The organism is Thalassotalea sp. G2M2-11 (assembly GCF_017168195.1).
Classification (GTDB): domain Bacteria; phylum Pseudomonadota; class Gammaproteobacteria; order Enterobacterales; family Alteromonadaceae; genus Thalassotalea_E.
In genome coordinates this window covers 935,055-954,441 of sequence record NZ_JADNYL010000001.1, presented here as the reverse complement: position 1 = coordinate 954,441, position 19,387 = coordinate 935,055, and the positions used below count along the sequence as shown (strand labels likewise).

The window sequence follows — 19,387 nt, the reverse complement described above, 5'->3', positions numbered from 1 at the left end:
ACATTTTCTTGTGCGATGATAAGTAAGAATATAATACTACACCTTTGCAATAAAGAGTGCTGACCATTAATGCATAAATTAAGTCTCAAAGACTGGGTAATTTTACTGACAATTGTGCCAACAATTATCATTGGTCTGGCTATTGCCAGCTATTTTTCATATCACAGATACGTTGAGTTAGACAATTACCTCTCAGAACGCTCCATCAGCATTATTGAGCCATTAGCGATTGTCAGTGCTGAAGCCATTATTAATAAAGACAGAGAAAAACTTAGATCACTGATAAGTTTTGCACATCGTAGCCAATCATCAATCATAAAAAGCATTACCGTATTCACCAAAGATAACCAAGTATTTGTTACCAGCACTTACCAAGGCGACACTGAGTTGATGCGCATCAAAGCCGGCAAAAAAATATCATTAGCCACCGAATCGACAATCAGTGGCGACTATATGATTTTTCGCACACCGATTATTAATGAGAATAGTAATACCACCATTATTAGCAGTGAAAACTCTGCGCAAGCAACCGTTGGTTATATTGCTATGCAGGTTGAACGTCATAAAGTAAAGTTTGAGCAGCAAAGTGAAATCATCATGGCGTTTGCCATAGCGATCTTGGGCGCTTTAATTAGTAGTATTTTTGCATTTAAACTGATCACCAATGTAACTCGCCCTGTCACCTCTATGGTACAAGCCGTCGATAGAATTCGAGAAGGGAAACTCGACAGTCGTATCAGTGGTCAACTAATCGGTGAGCTAAACTTCCTAAAAAATGGTGTCAATGCGATGGCACAGTCGCTGGGAGATTATCATGATGAAATGCAACGCAGCATTGATCAAGCGACACTAGACTTACGTGAAAGTTTAGAACAATTTGAAATTCAAAACGTTGAATTAGATATTGCTAAACGTAAGGCTCAGGATGCAAATAAAGTAAAATCAGAATTTTTAGCTAATATGAGTCATGAGCTAAGAACACCGTTAAATGGTGTTATTGGCTTTACCCGCCAAGTGTTGAAAACACCATTAAGTGAAACACAACGGGACTATTTGCAAACCATTGAACGTTCCGCTGGCAACTTACTTGCGATTATTAACGATATTTTAGATTTTTCAAAACTCGACGCAGGAAAAATGGTCATTGAAAAGCTCCCCTTTTCAATGCATGAAACTGTTGAAGAAGCCATCACTCTATTAGCCCCAAGCGCCCATAAAAAAAATATCGAATTATCTTTACGTATCGCTCAGCATATTCCTGATTCAATGATTGGTGATGCCATGCGCATCAAACAGGTATTGATCAATCTAGCCGCCAATGCCATTAAGTTTACCGAAAAAGGTTCTGTTAATATTGATATTGATTGCGAGCATGTCGACACACAATCAGCGTTATTAAAAATCACCGTCAATGACACTGGCATAGGCATGAGTAACGAGCAGCAAGCCAGTATTTTTGAAGCATTTGGTCAAGCAGATAAAAGTGTGACTCGTCTTTATGGTGGTACAGGGCTTGGTTTAGTTATTTCACAACGACTCGTGAAAGAGATGAACGGCGACATTGGTTTTATCAGTAATGAAAAAAGTGGCTCCACTTTTTGGTTTACCTTCCAATGTGGCGTTAACTCGCTGCCACATGATATGAAAACGATACCGAGTAACCTACAAGGTAAGAAAATTTTATATTTCGAACCTCATACGCATAGCCGTATAGCGACCTGTGAAATACTAGAAAGCTGGCAAATGCAGGTTACTGCCGTTACCAGTTTAGAGCAAGTATCTGACGCTATAATCAATCAACATCAATATGATATAGCCTTAATTAGCCATGATGTAACTCCTATGGCGCTTAATGAATTAAAACAACTGATTGCTTCACTTGTTCAGCAAATCCCCACCATTTATCTAGCAATCAATAGTAATTCGCCAAATTTACAAGAAGCCCTGATCTCATCGGGTGCTCAAAGTTGTTTAAGTAAACCATTAACGGCAAACAAATTACTGAAAGCGTTTGAACCTCAACAATTTGACTTTGCTGATTCACTCAATAATGTTCTAACGACCAAGATCCCCATTAAAGTTCTTGCCGTTGACGATAATGATGCTAATTTAAAATTAATCAATGCGTTACTCAGTGAACAAGTGCAGGAAGTGGTGTGTGCGACCAACGGACAAGAAGCCCTCAGTATTTGTCACAATGAGAAATTTGCCTTAATTTTTATGGATATTCAGATGCCAGTGATGGATGGAATTTCAGCACTAAAACATATTAAAGGCCATACCTTTAACTATGATACCCCTATTATTGCGGTAACGGCTCATGCACTAAGTGAAGAAAAAGACAAACTGTTAAAAGATGGCTTTAATTCTTACATGACAAAGCCCATTGACGAAACGATGTTACGTCACATTATTTATGAATACTGCGACCTTGAGCTATTAAGTACCCAAGCCTCAAACGCTTATACCTATCAGACAGGCAATGCTCAACAGAGTACAGCCGCTGAAGAATTAACCTGTGAAAGCCAACATCATATTGAAATACTATCAAAGTCTACTGTGATCAATTGGCCTTTATCCTTAAAGCGTAGCGGCGACAGAGCAGTGTTAGCCAAAGACATGTTAAATGGTTTGGTTGAAAGCTTGCCAGATACTAAATTGTCTATCTCAGAGGCCTTAACAGCGCAAGATCTAAAGCAGTTAAAAGCATTGATCCACAAATTGAATGGTGCCTGCTGTTACACTGGAGTACCCAATTTAAGTAAGATCACTCAATTAATAGAGAGCGCCTTAAAAAATGGGCAAAGTATTGATGAATTAGAGCCTGAGTTTTTTGAGTTTTTCGAACACATTGATAAAGTGATTAATTTTTCTGACACGGCTTTTAAAGAAATAGATCACTTGATAGTAAAACTACAAGCAACTTAGCTATATCAAGCATTATCAACGAATAGTAATATCCGGTGAAGTATTGATTTCGCCATCTTCGGAGATAACTGCAACGCCGCCATTGCATAGAAGTACCGCTAAACTTTTACCGTTTTCATTGCGCACAAAAGCCAATTCATACCCAAATTTTCCTAAGCTACTCGCTGAAAATTTTTGTGCTAAAGAAAGTTTTGACCACCAAACAGATTGCTCAGGCGGCTCACCTCTTCGATCGATAATGGGTTGCTTTTGTGACTGCATAACACATCCATAGGTCAAATTTTAGACAGAACTAAATTTAAGTATAGATCAATAATTAGCATATACCAAAAAAATTTGTCTTCATTTAGAAATAACAACAAATGCAGTAGCATAGGCTGCTTCATCGGATAATGATATATGCCAATGTTGTCCTTGTATCGCTTGTGCTTGTTGTAAAGCTGCCTCGGTAAAAATAAGTTCAGGTTGACCACTTGCCAAGGTTCTTATTTCAATATGCTGAAATGACACCCCAGCAGCGATACCTGTGCCTAATGCTTTAGCAGCAGCTTCTTTACCTGCCCATCGTTTGGCAATATAAGGAATTGGATTTTTTAATTGCTGGAAATGTTGATACTCCGCAGGGGTTAATAACCGCTTGGCAAGTTTATTAAATGCAGCATTGCTCATTTTAGCTAATCGCTGTATTTCAATAATATCAGTACCGATACCAACCACAGACATTGATCAATTACCTTCTGGCATCAAGCATTAATTGCTTCATATCACGTACTGCTTTTTCTAAGCCATCAATGGCTGCACGTGCAATAATTGCATGACCAATATTCAGTTCAATGATTTCAGGGATGGCTGCAATGGGCTTAACATTAAAGTAAGTTAAGCCATGGCCTGCATTGACTTTTAAGCCTTGCTGATGCGCATATTTAATACCCGCAGTTAATCGAGCTAACTCTTGCAACTGTTCCGCTTCAGTTTCAGCATCAGCGTAATGGCCGGTGTGAATTTCAATATAAGGAGCTTTTGTTGCTACCGCGGCATCTATTTGTGTTTGATCGGCATCGATAAACAAACTAGTTTCTATCCCTTGTGACGATAAGCGCGCGACAGCTTGTGTTACTTTATCCAGTTGTCCTGCGACATCTAAGCCGCCTTCAGTCGTTAATTCTTCACGTTTTTCAGGGACTAAGCAACAAAACTTTGGCTTGATTTGACACGCAATATCAAGCATTTCATCAGTTACTGCCATTTCCAAATTCATACGCGTTTGAATCGTTTGACTCATCACTTGCACATCACGATCTTGGATATGACGTCTGTCTTCACGTAAATGTATTGTAATACCATCGGCACCGGCGTGTTCAGCCACACTTGCAGCATGAACAGGATCTGGGTAGTTTGTTCCTCTTGCCTGGCGTAAGGTGGCGATATGATCCACATTAACGCCTAATAAAATTTCACTCATAACGACTCTCTAATTACGCTTAAATAACTGACGACTGTTTAATGGTTTCCCACCAAGTAAGGGTTCAAAAACTTGTCGCATTAATAACTTATAGGTATACCTGACTGCGGGATCGGCAAACTCTTGTTGAGCAATATTGACTAAATGTTGTTTAGCCAAACTTCCCTTTGACGTGCTTGCAACAGGCAATAACCCTTGTTCATGTATATACTGATAATGGTTATGATTTTGCTCAAATACCATTGAATAATCAATAGTTAGCCCTAATTCATCAAGCAGTACACGTTCAAAATCACGTAAAATAGGCTCTATCGGCTCTTGTCTATTCAATGCCTGTAAGCTTAGAAAATATTGCTTAAATAATTCCTGTGCAGGGATGTTTTCCGCTAATAAACGCACCAAGAGTTCATTTAAATAAAAACCGCTAAACAGATGATCGCCCGTTAATAAAAACGACTTATCCAGACTCTCTATTCGTGCAATCGTTGGTAAACTGTTTTGTCCTTTTAATACGATATTTATTGGAATAAATGGCTGTAAAAGTGCTTTTTTACTCGATTTAGGGGAAGTACCAATATAAGCTAACGCACTCACTTTGCCTTGTAGTTCAGTGAGACATTCCACAATCACCCTGTTATCACGATAAGGGCGTGAATGTAACAAAAACGCGTTAAGCTCCTGCTCTTTCATCTATGTCATCCACAGGCTGGCTTAACCTGAATAGTCGTCACCATAACCTAAACTACGCAATGCTCTCTCATCATCAGCCCAGCCAGATTTAATTTTCACCCAAGACTCTAAAAATACTTGTCGTTCAAATAACGCTTCCATATCGCGTCGAGCTTCTTGTCCAATCGTTTTTAATCGTTGCCCTTTGTTACCTATCACCATACGTTTCTGGCTATCACGCTCAACCAAAATTAACGCATTAATATGTAATATGCCTTTGTCATCCACTTTGAACTGTTCAATTTCAACCGTGGTCGAATATGGTAACTCGTCACCAGTAAAACGGATCAATTTCTCACGGATAATCTCAGATGCCATAAAACGACTGGAGCGATCGGTAATATAGTCTTCTGGAAACCAAAATTCACCTTCTGGTATTGCTGACAGACAAAGTGATTTGATCTTATCAACATTATCACCTTTGCTGGCAGAAATAGGAATAATATCAGTGAAATCATGCTTGTCACCGAGTTTTTGCAAATGTGGTAATAGTGACTCTTTATCTTGGACATTATCAATTTTATTGATCAGTAACGCGCAAGGAACACCACTTTTTTTCACTTTATTAAGTACAAGTTCATCATCCGTCGTCCAGTGTGTGCCTTCAACTAAGAATAGAACCAGTTCGACTTCCGCAATCGAACTGCTCGCAGCACGATTCATTAAGCGATTGATGGCACGTTTTTCGTCACTATGTAGACCAGGAGTATCAACTAATACCGCCTGATGCTCACCTTCGGATAAGATACCAAGAATACGATGTCGTGTTGTTTGCGGCTTACGAGAAGTAATACTGACTTTTTGCCCTAATAAGCTATTAAGTAATGTTGATTTACCGACATTAGGACGCCCGACAATAGCGATTAATCCACAGTGTTGCTGACTCATGTGCGTTTACCTGTTGTTTTTTGGCTTTTTTTCGCTTTTTTATTGCTATTATCAGCCAAAATAATATCTAAAAGCTTACTTGCCGCAGCTTGTTCAGCTTTTCTTCGGCTCGTCCCTTTAGTGATCACTTCTGCCGCTATTTCACTAGTAGTACACTTAACAGTAAATTCTTGATTATGCGATTGACCTGAAGTTTCAACCACCTCATATAAAGGTAACGGGATCTTCCTCGCCTGCAAATACTCTTGTAACCGTGTTTTAGGATCTTTTTGTGCTTGACCAGGTTTTATCGCATTAAGGCGCTGCTCAAACCAAGTTAACACGAGTTGCTTACACGTGGCGATATCAGAATCGAGAAATACAGCACCAATAATAGCCTCAACCGCATCTTCTAAAATAGAATCACGTCGATGACCGCCACTTTTCAATTCACCAGGGCCTAAGATTAAATGCTCACCTAAATCAAAGCTACGTGCTATCTCAGCCAAGGTAACCCCTTTCACTAAGCTTGAACGCATTCGGGTAAGATCACCTTCGTTTTCTTTAGGAAACTTCTCAAACAGCGTTTGAGCAATGACAAAGCCTAAAATAGAATCACCTAAAAACTCTAAACGTTCGTTATGCGTTCCTTTCGCACTTCGGTGAGTAAGCGCTTGTAAAAGTAAACTTGGCTCATTAAATTGATAGCCAAGTTTTTGCGTTAATCGTTTTAATGCTTGTGCATTATTTTTAACCATTAATTAATACTACCTATTCGTGCAAAACGAACACCTGTTGGCACCCAATGAGGTAAAAAGCTTGATTCATCACGCTCAAAATCAAAACTCATCCAAATAAATACCGCTTCGCCAACTAGGTTCTCTTCCGGCACAAAGCCCCAAAAACGCCCATCAAGGCTATTATCACGATTATCTCCCATGACAAAATAATGTCCTTGCGGGACGACAAACTCATCACGCTGAGTGCCCGATTGCTTAAAGTAATGCGGAGTTCTTGGTAAGATGTCGTTATTGATCAAAATCTCATGGGTTTTATTTGGCATATCTGAGCGATAGCGCGTTAATCCCATGTCTACATCGCCCGGCTCACCTTTACTAATAAAAGTTTGCTCTACTTGTTTAAACTCGGTGCACTCGGTGTTTGCCTCTGTACATGCTGGTTTAATATACAATGATTTATTACGATAAATAATACGATCACCCGGTAAACCGATAACACGCTTAATGTAATCCACCTTAGGATCTAAAGGATATTTAAAAACAACGACGTCACCACGCTCAGGTAAACCAATTTCAACAAACTTATTGCGCACGACAGGATCACGCAAGCCGTAATTAAATTTATTCACTAAAATAAAGTCACCATCAAGTAATGTTGGCATCATTGAACCTGATGGTATTTGAAACGGTTCCCATAAAAATGAGCGTAACACCAGAACAAACGCGATCACCGGAAAAATTTGCACTGAGGTATCAACAATGCCTGATGGCTCAACTAACTTTGCCTGCGCTTCTTCTGACAAAGGTTCTTTACATTGCGCTTGAACATCCGCCAACTTTAAACGGCGTTGAGGCGCTAAATAAAACTTATCAGCCAACCATACTATGCCGGTAACACCGGTTAAAATAACAAGAAATATTGAAAAATAGACTGCCATGACATCCCTACTATTTGTCGAGTTTTAATACGGCTAAAAACGCTTCTTGCGGCACTTCAACATTACCGACTTGCTTCATTCGTTTTTTACCTTCTTTTTGCTTTTGTAGTAGCTTTTTCTTACGAGAAACGTCACCACCATAACATTTTGCCGTCACGTTTTTACGGAGCTGTTTTACCGTCGTACGGGCAATCACGTTATTACCAATAGCCGCTTGAATAGCAATATCAAACATTTGACGATGAATTAATTCTTTGAGCTTCTCAACTAACATACGCCCACGGGCTACAGAATTACTGCGGTGAGTGATCATGGCTAACGCATCAACGCGATCACCATTGATCATTACATCTGCACGCACCATATCAGCCGCTTCAAAGCGGATAAAATGATAATCTAACGATGCATAACCTCGGCTGGTCGATTTTAATTTATCAAAAAAGTCCATAACCACTTCAGCCATTGGCAACTCATAAGTGACCGCCACTTGATTACCATGATAAATAATGTCCTTTTGTACGCCACGCTTTTCAATACATAAGGTGATCACATTACCTAAATGCTCTTGCGGCACTAGAATATTGGCCTGCACTATCGGCTCACGAATTTCGTCAATATTATTCACCGCAGGTAAATCACTTGGGTTATCTATCGATATTACCTCACCATTGGTGCAAAGCACTTCATAGTTTACCGTTGGTGCGGTAGTCACTAAATCAAGGTCATATTCACGTGCTAAGCGTTCTTGAATGATCTCCATGTGTAACATACCAAGGAAACCAATACGGAAACCAAACCCTAACGCAGAAGAGTTTTCAGGTTCAAAAAATAATGAAGCATCATTGAGACTTAATTTATTTAACGCGTCGCGAAAGCTTTCATAGTCATCTGAACTGATAGGAAAAATACCGGCGTAAACTTGTGGTTGTACTTTTTTAAAGCCGGGAAGTTGCGAGTCAGCCTCTTTTTTAAACAAGGTAATGGTATCACCAACCGGCGCACCATGAATTTCTTTGATACCAGCAATAATAAAACCAACTTCCCCCGTTCTTAATATTCCGGTTTCTGTTTGTTTTGGAGTAAAAATCCCCACTTTATCGATAATATGTGTTTCACCAGTGGACATTACCACCATCTTATCACCTTTTTTCACTTCGCCGTTCATTACACGAACCAATGAAACAACTCCTTGGTAATTATCAAACCAAGAGTCAATGATTAAGGCTTGCAGTTTGGCATCAGGATCACCAGCTGGTGGTGGAATATTTGCAACTATGGTTTCTAACACATCTTCGATGCCAACCCCTGTTTTTGCTGAACAAGTAACAGCTCCTGTCGCATCAATACCAATAATATCTTCAATTTCTTCACTCACACGATCAGGATCGGCTTGAGGTAAATCTATTTTATTTAAAATAGGCAATACTTCGAGATCCATTTCAATCGCGGTATAACAATTAGCAACCGTCTGAGCTTCAACACCTTGGCCAGCATCAACAACCAATAGCGCGCCTTCACAAGAGGCCAAAGAACGAGACACTTCATAGGAAAAATCAACATGCCCAGGGGTGTCGATAAAGTTTAATTGATAGACTTCACCATCTTTCGCTTCATAATCTAGCGTTACACTTTGCGCTTTGATGGTGATACCACGTTCACGTTCAATATCCATAGAATCAAGCACTTGCGCTTCCATCTCACGTTCTTGTAATCCTCCACAGTGTTGGATCAAGCGATCAGAAAGTGTCGATTTACCGTGGTCAATATGGGCAATAATGGAAAAATTTCGGATATGTTTCATAGATGAAAATTCGATTAAACGTGTTGAAAAATAAATAATGGCGTGATTTTAGCGAATTTAGCCCGCTGGGGCTATCTTTTGTTACCAATCAGCGGTCAATTTCTACAATCGCAATATTCGAGGCTAAAATTTTAAGTAAACGAGGAGACCAATCTGACTGATTGGCCAGTGCTGTTTGCCGACGCTTTGCGAGTAAAAAACCACAATAGCCCCCCAACAAACTCAAAATTACTGCCAGCAACTCGTGCGCCAATATCTGTTGCTCAACTAACCATTGGCCGAAATAGCCAGCGGTTAACAGGCCAATCAAAGGCCAAATATAGACTTGCCAAGCAGCAGTTAAAATTAACTTCTCAGGTATACCAATCAACACGGAGTCGCCTTGATTGAGTGCGACATTGGTCACCACTTTATGGCTGACTTTTTTCTGTGGAAATGCCTTAGATATTTGCCCGCTACCGCAGTTATCAAGTTGCTGACAACCGCTACAACTTGACTTAACTAGACATTCTACGTTGACATATCCTTTGCCAACATGAGTAACAACCGCCTGCTCTTCAATCATTGTTGTTACCTTGGTAACAGACTGACAGAATCAGCAATTTGCTTCGCTGTTTGTGATGGAATTTTGCCGACAACACTGACCTCTAGACCATTAACCACTTGATTTAACGCGACGGTTGCTCCATCTAAAACATAATCAGCCGAACGCTGTTGCTCTTTACTTGGCATTACATATACGGAAACATCAACTAATCCGTCACCAAACAAAGCAAACTCAACCGGCTGTTTCGTCGAAACAATACGATGGCGGTTTGCACTTAACTGTTTAAATCCATGGGGTAACCAATTCACTTGCCATGAAAGCTGTTGATTTTGATAGCCTTCAGGAATATCGATGACTTTCGGTAACTCTGTCGCATCTAATTGACGTAAACTCTCAGCAGGCTGTTCTGTAATGTCTAAGTGCGTAAATTGAATTTGTTCTAATTGTTGACCTTTTTTTGTCACAATGGCTAATTTCAATAAAAAGCCTGATTGCTGATCTAACCATAACCAGTGACCATACTTATGTTGATCTTTTGGTACAATTCTAACAATTTGTGCGCTGCGTCCTAAGACACGGCTTTTTCCCACAGAAACAAAGTTATAACTCTCTGTTAGATCTTGAATATCCCCACTTAAAATACTTGGGATAGGGCTACTGACGACTTTGGAATAAATGGAATAAGGAGGTAATTCAGGCTCAATATAACTCACGACATTATTTTTTCGTAATATATCGCGTCTAGGACCATTTAATAACGATAAAATCTCCAACTCACCATCATCTTCATTCACGCCATGGAACCAATGATAAGGATCGGCATGATTGTTTTTCACTACAACAAACGAGGTACTGAAATTTAATGATTGTAGTGATTTTGAAAGGCGGGCTAGCCACACATCAGCAGTTTCAGGAGGAATGGTTTTCTGTGGCTCAGATTCAAACGCAGACACTGGTAAGCTTAAACTAACCAGTGCGCTTAACCAAATTAAAAACTTCATTTATTGGTATTACTATCCTTTTGTTTGCTCTTATTATTTTGAGCATCTTTAGTCGCTAAAGCAGCAAATTTTATTTGTTGTTTATGATCTTGCAACAACACTTGGAATCGACGTTGCTGCTCTACCATGGCTTGCTCTTGTGATTGTCTATTCCCACTTTGAAAGTTCAAACTCACAGGTTGTGCAATCCCACCAAGAGGAGCTGTTTGAACAACAGGGTCAGGAATAAATGACTCATCTTTTGCAACGTTTTGCTGAACACCTATTACCATTAAGCCAGCAGCCGATGCGGCAATCGCCATCTGTCCGAAAGGCTTAGCAAACTGCACAACTTTAGCTTTGACAAATTCTCCAGCACTTGGTTTCGCCTTAGGCGCCAACACGGTTGGTTCTTCAGCAATCGCATTGTTAATTCTATCTGTTAAATCAAGGTCAAGCGACGGTGGAAGTTCATCTCGCATGGTATCACCAATGAGATGGTATCGCTGCCAAGTTTCCGACATGTGGTTATCTTTGATTATTTCATCAAAGACTTCATCACTATTTTGATAGTTATCAACTAATGATGATACTGTCTCAAACTTACTTTCACTCATAAACACACCTTAAAAAGAACCGATAAAAATTAGCGTTGAAGTAATGGACGAATTTTTTTATCTACAGCATCACGTGCTCTAAATATTCTAGAACGTACCGTACCTACCGGACATTCCATAATCATCGCTATTTCTTCGTAACTTAAACCTTCAAGCTCTCGCAAGTTAATTGCTGTTCGCAAATCTTCCGGCAATTGCTCAATAGTTTTAAATACTACTTTTTTTATTTCTTTGGTTAACAATAATTTTTCAGGTGACGCATTTTCTCGTAAAGCATCACCTGCATCATAAATCTCTGCATCTTCAATTTCAACATCAGAACCTGGAGGTTTTCGACCGCTGGCAACCATGTGATTTTTCGCACAGTTCACTGCAATACGATATAACCAAGTATAAAAAGCACTATCTCCTCTAAAATTAGGTAAAGCACGATATGCCTTAATAAATGCTTCTTGTACTATGTCAGGTACGTCGCTATGATTTTTCACATAGCGAGAAACCAAATTTGCCACCTTATGTTGGTACTTCGTTACCAGCAAGTTAAACGCGTTCTTATCTCCGCGTTGCACTCGCTCAACCAATGTTTGGTCGACGTTTTGTTCGCTCATCCGAGCCAATTCTCCTAAAAACCCATTAACTTTTTACATCTGGCTCATGGCAAACGCATCAAGTAGGACTAGTCTTGTGCGAAAAAGTTCTAAAAAATTTCAAAAAAAACAAAAATAATCAATATAGTCCGTTTTATTATCTGTTCTCATCCGAAAATAAGCGTTAAAATCGGCTTATCTATAGAATACCTTAAATCTATGCATATATGAATCAACAACATAATTGTGATGTGTTAATTATTGGTAGCGGTGCGGCTGGTTTATCATTAGCGCTGCATTTAGCCCAAAATGCCGATGTCGTTATTTTAAGTAAAGGCCGTGTTAACGAAGGTTCAACATTTTATGCACAGGGTGGTATTGCGGCTGTATTTGATGAAAACGACAGCGTGGAATCCCATGTTGCCGATACTTTGGTTGCAGGTGCTGGATTATGTGTACAGGATATTGTGCAATATACCGCAGAAAACGCTAAAACATGCTTAGAGTGGCTTATTGAACAAGGAGTTGATTTTGATCAAGAGGATAATAACGATGGCGATGTTCGTTACCACTTGACCCGTGAAGGGGGCCATAGCCACCGCCGTATCCTGCACGCCGCCGATGCCACTGGTCAAGCTATTCAAACAACTCTTGTTGAACGTGTGCAAAACCATAGCCGTATCCGTATTTTTGAACGTTATAATGCTATTGATTTAGTCTGTGAAGAGTCAAGCACCGCAACCAAAAGCTGTATTGGTGCCTATATTTGGAACCGCAATAGTGAAAAAGTAGAACGCATTTTTGCTAAAAAAGTGATTCTAGCAACAGGAGGTGCCTCCAAAGTTTATCAATATACCTCTAACCCCGATATCGCCAGTGGTGATGGTATCGCGATGGCATGGCGTGCGGGATGTCGTGTCGCTAATATGGAATTTAATCAGTTTCACCCTACCTGCTTGTTTCACCCTGAAGCTGGAAACTTTCTCTTAACCGAAGCACTTAGAGGTGAAGGTGCATTATTAAGGCGCCCCGATGGTAGTCGCTTTATGCCAAGCTTTGATGAAAGAGCCGAGCTTGCTCCTCGCGATATTGTTGCTCGCGCCATTGATTATGAAATGAAGCGGTTAGGTGCCGATTGTATGTATTTAGACATTAGTCATAAATCACCTGAATTTATTAAACAACACTTCCCGACCATCTATGAAAAAACCAAATCGCTCGGTATTGATATGACCAAGCAACCTATGCCTATCGTGCCTGCTGCTCACTACACCTGCGGCGGGGTAATGATAGATAAGCGAGGTAAAACCGATATCGATAATTTATATGCTATCGGTGAAGTAGCGTATACCGGCTTACATGGCGCAAATCGTATGGCGAGTAACTCATTGCTAGAATGCTTAGTATTCGCCAAAGCAGCAGCAGATGACATTGTACAGGGGCTTGCTAGCTATCAAAGCTACAAAAGCATCCCTGCTTGGGATGAAAGTCGCGTAACAGATTCTGACGAAGAGGTTGTTATCCAACATAATTGGCATGAACTACGGCTCTTTATGTGGGACTATGTGGGAATTGTGAGAACTACCAAACGATTAGAACGAGCATTACATCGCGTCGAGTTATTGCAGCGCGAAATTGATGAATACTACCGTAACTTTAGAGTCAGTAATAATTTGCTAGAGTTAAGAAACTTGGTGCAAGTTGCTGAGCTTATTATTAAAAGTGCGATGTCTCGTAAAGAAAGCCGAGGATTACATTACACTTTAGATTACCCAGAGTTAAGTGACGATGTTAACACGACGGTACTATCGCCTGATGAAGAACATCAGCGAGCATCACTCAACTGAACGAACGCTGTTATAGCGTAAAATAAATCGCGATAAGCGAGCATAATCTTGCGCATTGAATTGCTGCTTAGCCAGAAAACGTTGTTCAGTTTTCCCGATGCATTCGGCTTGTTGTGATTGTAAATTCAACCAACACCCCAACCAGCCAATGCGGCTATTAGGTAATAACTGATAGCTAGATTGCTGATCAAACACCAATACCCCATTATCAGCCAACGTTATGGTATGAGCTGCAAAACATGAGGGCTTATTGTATTTATCAGACCAGTAGAGAAGTAAATAACCAAGTAGCAAAGTCGCACTGGTTAGCGCACCAATTATTGGCCACACTGCGATTAATGTTAACGAACAAATCAATAACACAACAAAGCCAGGCCAGCACAACGATGACCAATGCAGCGTTTTTACCTGTATATTATACTTTGACCCGTTTGAGTATAAGTTCGACCATGGATTTAAGTTCTGGATCGTCACACTCCTCGTGTCCCATAAACCAAGCAAACAATTCAGGATCTTGGCAAGTTAATAGTCGTTCAAAAATCAGTTTATTTTCCTGAGACAAGTTATCCCAAGCTTCATCAACAAACGGTATAAATAACACATCTAACTCTAACATACCTCGACGACATGCCCATTTGAGTCGTGCTTTCATTTTTGCAGTAGTGTCTGTATCAACCGTCATTTCTTCTCAACCTATTCAGTAAATTTGCTTAAGCTACTTATCTGTAATTAGTTTAACAAATTGATCTAGGCGAATGCTATTTTTTTACACTGAGATAGTTACAGCTATGCGCTTAATTACTGTCGTTTAACCGAATTACGACAGCTAGCAAGTATTGTCTGTCTCAAAACATGTTCTCTTTGCATAAAATTTCAACAACAAATAGCTTATTCACTTGATTACCCCCTTGTATTCTTAAAAATCACCCTTATGTTTAAAAGCAGATTTGCACTTAATTTAGTAGCGTTATGACTATAACTATTGAACAATCACATCCGCCATTATCTGATCTTCCTGATACTTATTTAATTGCTCTGACCGAATGCAATGCCATCAAGCTTCAAGGTGAAGAACAAAATAAGTACTTACAAGGACAAATTACTTGCGACGTCAATGAACTTGAACAGAAGAAAATACTGCATGGCGCCCACTGTAACGCCAAAGGTAAAGTATTCTCTTGTTTTCGTTTATTTGAACGGAACGGTAGCTATCTGTTATTTCAACCTAAAAGTACCATTGAACATTCATTTGCTGAGTTAAAAAAGTTTGGGGTATTTGCGAAGGTTGAGATCACAACAGCGGATAATCTTGCCTTTTATGCACTAGTTGGTGATAACGCTGAAACACTGTTAAAAACGCAATTTAACCAAGTACCTGACAGCCAAACACCGGTAATAGAAATCAATACCACAACGCTTATCTACCTTGCAGGTAAAACCAATCGCTACCTGATCATCGATGAACAAGCACAAGTGGAGCAACATGTTGCGGCATTTTCTTTACCCGTATATTCAGCTAACGTATGGCGTTTATTAGAAATTGTTGAAGGTATCCCTTATCTCGAAAACACTGAAAAAAGCGAATTTGTCCCGCAAATGTTAAACATGCAGGCAATCAAAGGAATAAGTTTCACTAAAGGCTGTTATTTAGGTCAAGAAACCGTGGCACGCATGCAGTATTTAGGTAAAAACAAAAAAGCGTTATTTGCTTTACAGGGTCAATTACCATCGCGTACAAAAGATATTGACGTTGAAAAGCAACTCGGTGAAAACTGGCGAAAAGCCGGTGAAGTCATTGCTAGTTATGTCAGTGATGATAATCAATGCTACCTGCAAACCGTATTAGCGAGCGACACCGAGCAAACTGCTAGTTTACGAGTAAAAGCTCATCCCGATGCATTGTTAACCGTAACTGCCTTACCCTATTCACTCTCTCAAGAATAAGCCCCTATATAGGAACCAATATATGAAAATTTCAGCCAACAAAGTTGTCAAATTACACTACGCTGTATCCGACAGCGAGGACACCTTAATTGACAGCTCCTACGACCATCAACCATTAGCCATCATTCACGGCACAGGCTATTTGATCCCAGGTTTAGAAAACGCGTTAACCGATCACACAGCAGGTGATAAATTTGAAGTTGAAGTAGCGGCGGATGACGCTTATGGTCAGCGTCATGACGGATTTGTTCAAACCGTACCAAAAGAAATGTTTGCTGAAATAGAAGGTTTAGAAGTCGGCACACAATTACGCGCTGCAACAGATCAAGGCGAACAAACCGTGATTGTTATCGATGTACAAGATGATGAAATTACTGTTGATGGTAACCACCCATTAGCCGGTATCGACTTAAAATTCGATGTCGAAATTCTTGAAGTACGTGACGCTACCGAAGAAGAGCTCGCTCATGGGCATGTTCATGGTGAAGGTGGTTGTGGTCATAACCATTAACCAAGTATGATAACCACATTAATAAGGCACGGCTTAGTGCCTTATTAATGTGGCTAAATATTTAACGCAGTAATCCTGTTACCTTCTCCCGAATATCTGCGTACCGCATATGTTGACAACTAGCAAAACCTGCTAATTTTTTAACATTATTTCGAGTAAAAATGGGAACCATCAACCCCGCTAGAAAACGACAAATAGTAGCAACGGACAACGATGCAATACCTTTAGTTGCCATATGTTGGATAAACTCATTAATATAGCTAACTAATTGCTCATCGCTCAAAAATTCAAACGTTTGTGTATAGCCTAAAGTTGCAATTTTTCCCTGACATACCGAACAGTGCCCACAATGTACAGGTGCTAAATCATCATCAAAATACTGAGCTAACTGCCAACTTAAACAATCCTTTGATTGGAAAAAATCAACTAATCTGCCAATCCGCTTGATCTCACTAGCTTCTTTATCTAAAAAATAAGCTTCTAACCCTTCTATTAACTGCGCATCCGCTAACATTACCGGGTTGATGCGATAAACCTCTGTCATTTTTTTAGTTTCTAATGCAATAAACTCTCTTTCATTTAAGTATTCCAGTGCAGTTAACACCCTAGTTCGCTCACACTGATAGTTAGCAAATAAGGCGTCAAGGTCAGGCTCTCCCCACACTTTTTTAAATCGAGTATATTGAAAAATAGCGGCCAGAAAATCAGCACGCTCCCCGTCAAACGCAGCTAAGACAACCTCTTTCTGCTGGACAAATTTATATTTAACTTCGGCAAAATATGAATACATTGGCATCAAAACCTTGCGCAGCTCTAGTTGCACTAACAAGGTTTTTAGCGGCAATGGGCGAATATTGCTGGCAAGTGATAATGCGTTACCTTGCAATTCCCAATAATTATCTTTTGTTTCCTCTTCGATGGTCTTAAGGACTTGTTTAATGCCGCTTGGCTCTGGCGTATCCCCATAAACAAAGTTTTCAACCACATTCAAGCCGTCTAAGTCAGCTAAGGTAATGCAATTGGAGGGTTTGCCATCACGCCCTGCTCGCCCTATTTCCTGACTATAATTTTCAATCGATTTAGGTAAATCATAGTGAATGACAAAACGAATATCTGACTTATCAATCCCCATACCAAATGCGATGGTCGCGACAATAATGCTAATATCGCCACGCATAAACTGCGATTGAATTTGCTGGCGCACATCACTGTCAAAACCTGCATGGTAAGCATTGGCATTAATGCCCTGTTGTGTTAACGCGTTAGCAATATCTTCTGCACTGTGTTGTAACGTGACATAAACAATACCGCTACCAGACTGCTGAGCAATACATTCCACCAATTGCTCTACTTTATTCCCTTGATGACTTGGCTGCACACTCAAATTAAGGTTGTCACGGTAAAAGCCCGTTTGCACGATATGCTCAGGTGCTATGGCAAACTTATGCGCCATATCCTCTTTTACTTGCCTGGTTGCTGTAGCGGTTAATAATAAGGTTAAAGGAATAGCTAATTCTTTTTGGTAAGCCGGTAATTTTAAATAGTCAGGCCGAAAATTATGGCCCCATTCAGAAATACAATGCGCTTCATCAACGACCAACATAGAGACATTGACCGATTGAATAAACTGGCGAAAACGTTCATTTTTAAAACGTTCAACCGACACCATTAAAATTTTAATATGTCTTGCTCGCACATCAGCCATCACTTGCTGATGCTGCTCAGCCGTTAAACTCGAATCAATACTTGCTGCCTGAATCCCCTTACTGGCTAGAAAAGCAAGTTGATCTTTGATCAAGGCTAACAATGGCGAAACGACTAAGGTCAAGTGAGGAAGATGTAACGCGGTAAATTGATAACACAGCGATTTACCCGAGCCCGTAGGAAAAATCGCCAACGAGGATTGCCCATTTAATAACTGGGTTATCGTTTGTTGCTGGCCTTCGCGGAACTGCTCAAAACCAAAGACTTGCTGTAAGTTTTGCTCAAGGTTATGAGTCATGGTTTATGACCAGCAAACAAATAGATAAAATCCATATTTTCAGTTCTCTATAACAAGGTTGATCAGGCGTAATATTGTGCTTCAATGCGTTGGCAATACTGCACTAAATTAGTATATGTTCGTGCCTGCTGATTAAAACTGTTAAAAAAATCGACGGAAATAAACTCTGATAAAAAACTATAAGCTATGGCATCAAATGAGCTCGGTTGTTCGCCAAAAAAGAATGGCTGCTCACCTAATAGCGTAGCGAGTGCCGCAAAATGTTCATCTGCTATTGATAACAATTCGGTTTCACTATGACGACCGTAGCCTTGTCTAAATAAGGTTTTCTTAACATTCTTTTGCAATAAAGAAGGGATAAACCACTTTAATGGTACGGGTAGCTCATTAAAAAATGTCGCTTTGATCACAGGCCAAGTATCAGCTTTCACCCACCTTGAATATACTAAACACCAATATAAACTCTCTTCTAGCGCCTTAGTATAAAGGGTTGCTTGTGCTTTTTGTTCACTCGTTAAGTGATCATCTAAAGTCACATGATATTTTTTCGTCAGATATTGCAAAATAAAATGTGAATCAGCAATTTTTTCACCGGCATCTTCAATGTAGGGCAGCTTGCCTTTAGGCGAGTGTTTTAAATGATTAACATCACCAACAAATTCAAAATCAATATTTGCTAGCTTTAAAAACAAATCCACTTTTATTACAAAAGGGCTCGCATCAATGAGACCAAACGCCGAACCAAAACCACAGAGCTTTATCATTATTATTCCTTTAATTTTATAGTGATATCTTAACAGTGAATTCACTATACAAAAAAAACAAAACACTGTAAATAAACACAGTTAATTAGTTTGTACTCTCTCTAACAAAAAGATATTTCTCGT

General features: G+C 39.7%; 20 protein-coding genes. 4 read left to right on the top strand and 16 right to left on the bottom strand.

The window, feature by feature from the left end; genetic code table 11:
* Positions 1 to 69 precede the first annotated feature (69 nt).
* Complete coding sequence (gene barA, locus IV514_RS04095; protein ID WP_206483620.1) at positions 70 to 2,928, top strand: two-component sensor histidine kinase BarA; 2,859 nt, start codon at positions 70 to 72, stop codon at positions 2,926 to 2,928.
* Between the two features lie 15 nt (positions 2,929 to 2,943).
* Here the strand turns inward: barA and IV514_RS04090 are convergent, their stop codons facing one another.
* From IV514_RS04090 to rpoE, 12 genes are all read right to left on the bottom strand, one after another.
* Positions 2,944 to 3,189: a hypothetical protein gene (locus IV514_RS04090; protein WP_206483619.1), complete on the bottom strand. Its 246-nt coding sequence runs from the start codon at positions 3,187 to 3,189 to the stop codon at positions 2,944 to 2,946.
* A gap of 81 nt (positions 3,190 to 3,270) precedes the next feature.
* Entirely contained in the window at positions 3,271 to 3,651 is a 381-nt protein-coding gene (gene acpS / locus IV514_RS04085; RefSeq protein ID WP_206483618.1) for a holo-ACP synthase, read from the bottom strand.
* Positions 3,652 to 3,658: 7 nt separating this feature from the next.
* Positions 3,659 to 4,390 carry a pyridoxine 5'-phosphate synthase gene (pdxJ, locus tag IV514_RS04080; protein WP_206483617.1) on the bottom strand — a complete coding sequence of 244 codons (732 nt, stop codon included), beginning with the start codon at positions 4,388 to 4,390 and terminating at the stop codon, positions 3,659 to 3,661.
* Positions 4,391 to 4,399: 9 nt separating this feature from the next.
* Positions 4,400 to 5,080, bottom strand: a complete 681-nt coding sequence (gene recO / locus IV514_RS04075; protein WP_206483616.1) for a DNA repair protein RecO — start codon at positions 5,078 to 5,080, stop codon at positions 4,400 to 4,402.
* A gap of 21 nt (positions 5,081 to 5,101) precedes the next feature.
* Positions 5,102 to 6,007 (bottom strand): GTPase Era, encoded by a 906-nt coding sequence (era, locus tag IV514_RS04070; protein ID WP_206483615.1) that lies wholly within the window; start codon positions 6,005 to 6,007, stop codon positions 5,102 to 5,104.
* Positions 6,004 to 6,744: a ribonuclease III gene (gene rnc, locus IV514_RS04065; protein WP_206483614.1), complete on the bottom strand. Its 741-nt coding sequence runs from the start codon at positions 6,742 to 6,744 to the stop codon at positions 6,004 to 6,006. Before rnc ends, era begins: the two co-directional genes overlap by 4 nt.
* On the bottom strand, positions 6,744 to 7,664 hold the full coding sequence (gene lepB, locus IV514_RS04060; protein ID WP_206483613.1) for a signal peptidase I: 921 nt from the start codon (positions 7,662 to 7,664) through the stop codon (positions 6,744 to 6,746). Before lepB ends, rnc begins: the two co-directional genes overlap by 1 nt.
* A gap of 10 nt (positions 7,665 to 7,674) precedes the next feature.
* Entirely contained in the window at positions 7,675 to 9,465 is a 1,791-nt protein-coding gene (lepA, locus tag IV514_RS04055) for a translation elongation factor 4 (RefSeq protein ID WP_206483612.1), read from the bottom strand.
* 88 nt (positions 9,466 to 9,553) lie between these two features.
* Complete coding sequence (locus tag IV514_RS04050; RefSeq protein ID WP_206483611.1) at positions 9,554 to 10,030, bottom strand: SoxR reducing system RseC family protein; 477 nt, start codon at positions 10,028 to 10,030, stop codon at positions 9,554 to 9,556.
* 5 nt (positions 10,031 to 10,035) lie between these two features.
* Positions 10,036 to 11,013: a MucB/RseB C-terminal domain-containing protein gene (locus tag IV514_RS04045; protein WP_206483610.1), complete on the bottom strand. Its 978-nt coding sequence runs from the start codon at positions 11,011 to 11,013 to the stop codon at positions 10,036 to 10,038.
* The gene (locus IV514_RS04040) at positions 11,010 to 11,609 is read right to left on the bottom strand and encodes an RseA family anti-sigma factor (protein WP_206483609.1); all 600 of its coding nucleotides are present in this window, start codon (positions 11,607 to 11,609) and stop codon (positions 11,010 to 11,012) included. The genes IV514_RS04045 and IV514_RS04040 overlap by 4 nt, the downstream gene beginning before the upstream one ends.
* A 29-nt stretch (positions 11,610 to 11,638) precedes the next feature.
* Positions 11,639 to 12,217, bottom strand: a complete 579-nt coding sequence (gene rpoE / locus IV514_RS04035) for an RNA polymerase sigma factor RpoE (RefSeq protein ID WP_206483608.1) — start codon at positions 12,215 to 12,217, stop codon at positions 11,639 to 11,641.
* Positions 12,218 to 12,423: 206 nt separating this feature from the next.
* Between rpoE and nadB the strand changes: the two genes are divergently transcribed.
* The gene (nadB, locus tag IV514_RS04030) at positions 12,424 to 14,043 is read left to right on the top strand and encodes an L-aspartate oxidase (RefSeq protein WP_206483607.1); all 1,620 of its coding nucleotides are present in this window, start codon (positions 12,424 to 12,426) and stop codon (positions 14,041 to 14,043) included.
* On the opposite strand, the gene IV514_RS04025 is transcribed toward nadB, so the two are convergent.
* Positions 14,032 to 14,406, bottom strand: coding sequence for a protein YgfX (locus IV514_RS04025; RefSeq protein WP_206483606.1), 375 nt, complete (start codon positions 14,404 to 14,406; stop codon positions 14,032 to 14,034). The genes nadB and IV514_RS04025 overlap by 12 nt on opposite strands.
* Positions 14,407 to 14,458: 52 nt before the next feature.
* Complete coding sequence (locus tag IV514_RS04020; protein ID WP_206483605.1) at positions 14,459 to 14,725, bottom strand: succinate dehydrogenase assembly factor 2; 267 nt, start codon at positions 14,723 to 14,725, stop codon at positions 14,459 to 14,461.
* Positions 14,726 to 15,012: 287 nt separating this feature from the next.
* Here IV514_RS04020 and ygfZ point away from each other — a divergent pair, with 287 nt between their 5' ends.
* Entirely contained in the window at positions 15,013 to 15,987 is a 975-nt protein-coding gene (ygfZ, locus tag IV514_RS04015; RefSeq protein WP_206483604.1) for a tRNA-modifying protein YgfZ, read from the top strand.
* Positions 15,988 to 16,009: 22 nt separating this feature from the next.
* A complete protein-coding gene (locus IV514_RS04010) occupies positions 16,010 to 16,498 on the top strand; it encodes a peptidylprolyl isomerase (RefSeq protein ID WP_206483603.1) in 489 nt (162 codons plus the stop codon).
* Positions 16,499 to 16,559: 61 nt separating this feature from the next.
* On the opposite strand, the gene IV514_RS04005 is transcribed toward IV514_RS04010, so the two are convergent.
* Positions 16,560 to 18,500 carry a RecQ family ATP-dependent DNA helicase gene (locus IV514_RS04005; RefSeq protein ID WP_206483602.1) on the bottom strand — a complete coding sequence of 647 codons (1,941 nt, stop codon included), beginning with the start codon at positions 18,498 to 18,500 and terminating at the stop codon, positions 16,560 to 16,562.
* 62 nt (positions 18,501 to 18,562) lie between these two features.
* Positions 18,563 to 19,264, bottom strand: a complete 702-nt coding sequence (locus tag IV514_RS04000; RefSeq protein WP_206483601.1) for a glutathione S-transferase family protein — start codon at positions 19,262 to 19,264, stop codon at positions 18,563 to 18,565.
* Positions 19,265 to 19,387 lie beyond the last annotated feature (123 nt).

Bases quoted from the DNA above. Each gene is read 5' to 3' on its own strand.
- barA (WP_206483620.1), top strand. From the start codon at position 70: ATGCATAAATTAAGTCTCAAAGACTGGGTAATTTTACTGACAATTGTG.
- IV514_RS04090 (WP_206483619.1), bottom strand. From the start codon at position 3,189: ATGCAGTCACAAAAGCAACCCATTATCGATCGAAGAGGTGAGCCGCCT.
- acpS (WP_206483618.1), bottom strand. From the start codon at position 3,651: ATGTCTGTGGTTGGTATCGGTACTGATATTATTGAAATACAGCGATTA.
- pdxJ (WP_206483617.1), bottom strand. From the start codon at position 4,390: ATGAGTGAAATTTTATTAGGCGTTAATGTGGATCATATCGCCACCTTA.
- recO (WP_206483616.1), bottom strand. From the start codon at position 5,080: ATGAAAGAGCAGGAGCTTAACGCGTTTTTGTTACATTCACGCCCTTAT.
- era (WP_206483615.1), bottom strand. From the start codon at position 6,007: ATGAGTCAGCAACACTGTGGATTAATCGCTATTGTCGGGCGTCCTAAT.
- rnc (WP_206483614.1), bottom strand. From the start codon at position 6,744: ATGGTTAAAAATAATGCACAAGCATTAAAACGATTAACGCAAAAACTT.
- lepB (WP_206483613.1), bottom strand. From the start codon at position 7,664: ATGGCAGTCTATTTTTCAATATTTCTTGTTATTTTAACCGGTGTTACC.
- lepA (WP_206483612.1), bottom strand. From the start codon at position 9,465: ATGAAACATATCCGAAATTTTTCCATTATTGCCCATATTGACCACGGT.
- IV514_RS04050 (WP_206483611.1), bottom strand. From the start codon at position 10,030: ATGATTGAAGAGCAGGCGGTTGTTACTCATGTTGGCAAAGGATATGTC.
- IV514_RS04045 (WP_206483610.1), bottom strand. From the start codon at position 11,013: ATGAAGTTTTTAATTTGGTTAAGCGCACTGGTTAGTTTAAGCTTACCA.
- IV514_RS04040 (WP_206483609.1), bottom strand. From the start codon at position 11,609: ATGAGTGAAAGTAAGTTTGAGACAGTATCATCATTAGTTGATAACTAT.
- rpoE (WP_206483608.1), bottom strand. From the start codon at position 12,217: ATGAGCGAACAAAACGTCGACCAAACATTGGTTGAGCGAGTGCAACGC.
- nadB (WP_206483607.1), top strand. From the start codon at position 12,424: ATGAATCAACAACATAATTGTGATGTGTTAATTATTGGTAGCGGTGCG.
- IV514_RS04020 (WP_206483605.1), bottom strand. From the start codon at position 14,725: ATGACGGTTGATACAGACACTACTGCAAAAATGAAAGCACGACTCAAA.
- ygfZ (WP_206483604.1), top strand. From the start codon at position 15,013: ATGACTATAACTATTGAACAATCACATCCGCCATTATCTGATCTTCCT.
- IV514_RS04010 (WP_206483603.1), top strand. From the start codon at position 16,010: ATGAAAATTTCAGCCAACAAAGTTGTCAAATTACACTACGCTGTATCC.
- IV514_RS04005 (WP_206483602.1), bottom strand. From the start codon at position 18,500: ATGACTCATAACCTTGAGCAAAACTTACAGCAAGTCTTTGGTTTTGAG.
- IV514_RS04000 (WP_206483601.1), bottom strand. From the start codon at position 19,264: ATGATAAAGCTCTGTGGTTTTGGTTCGGCGTTTGGTCTCATTGATGCG.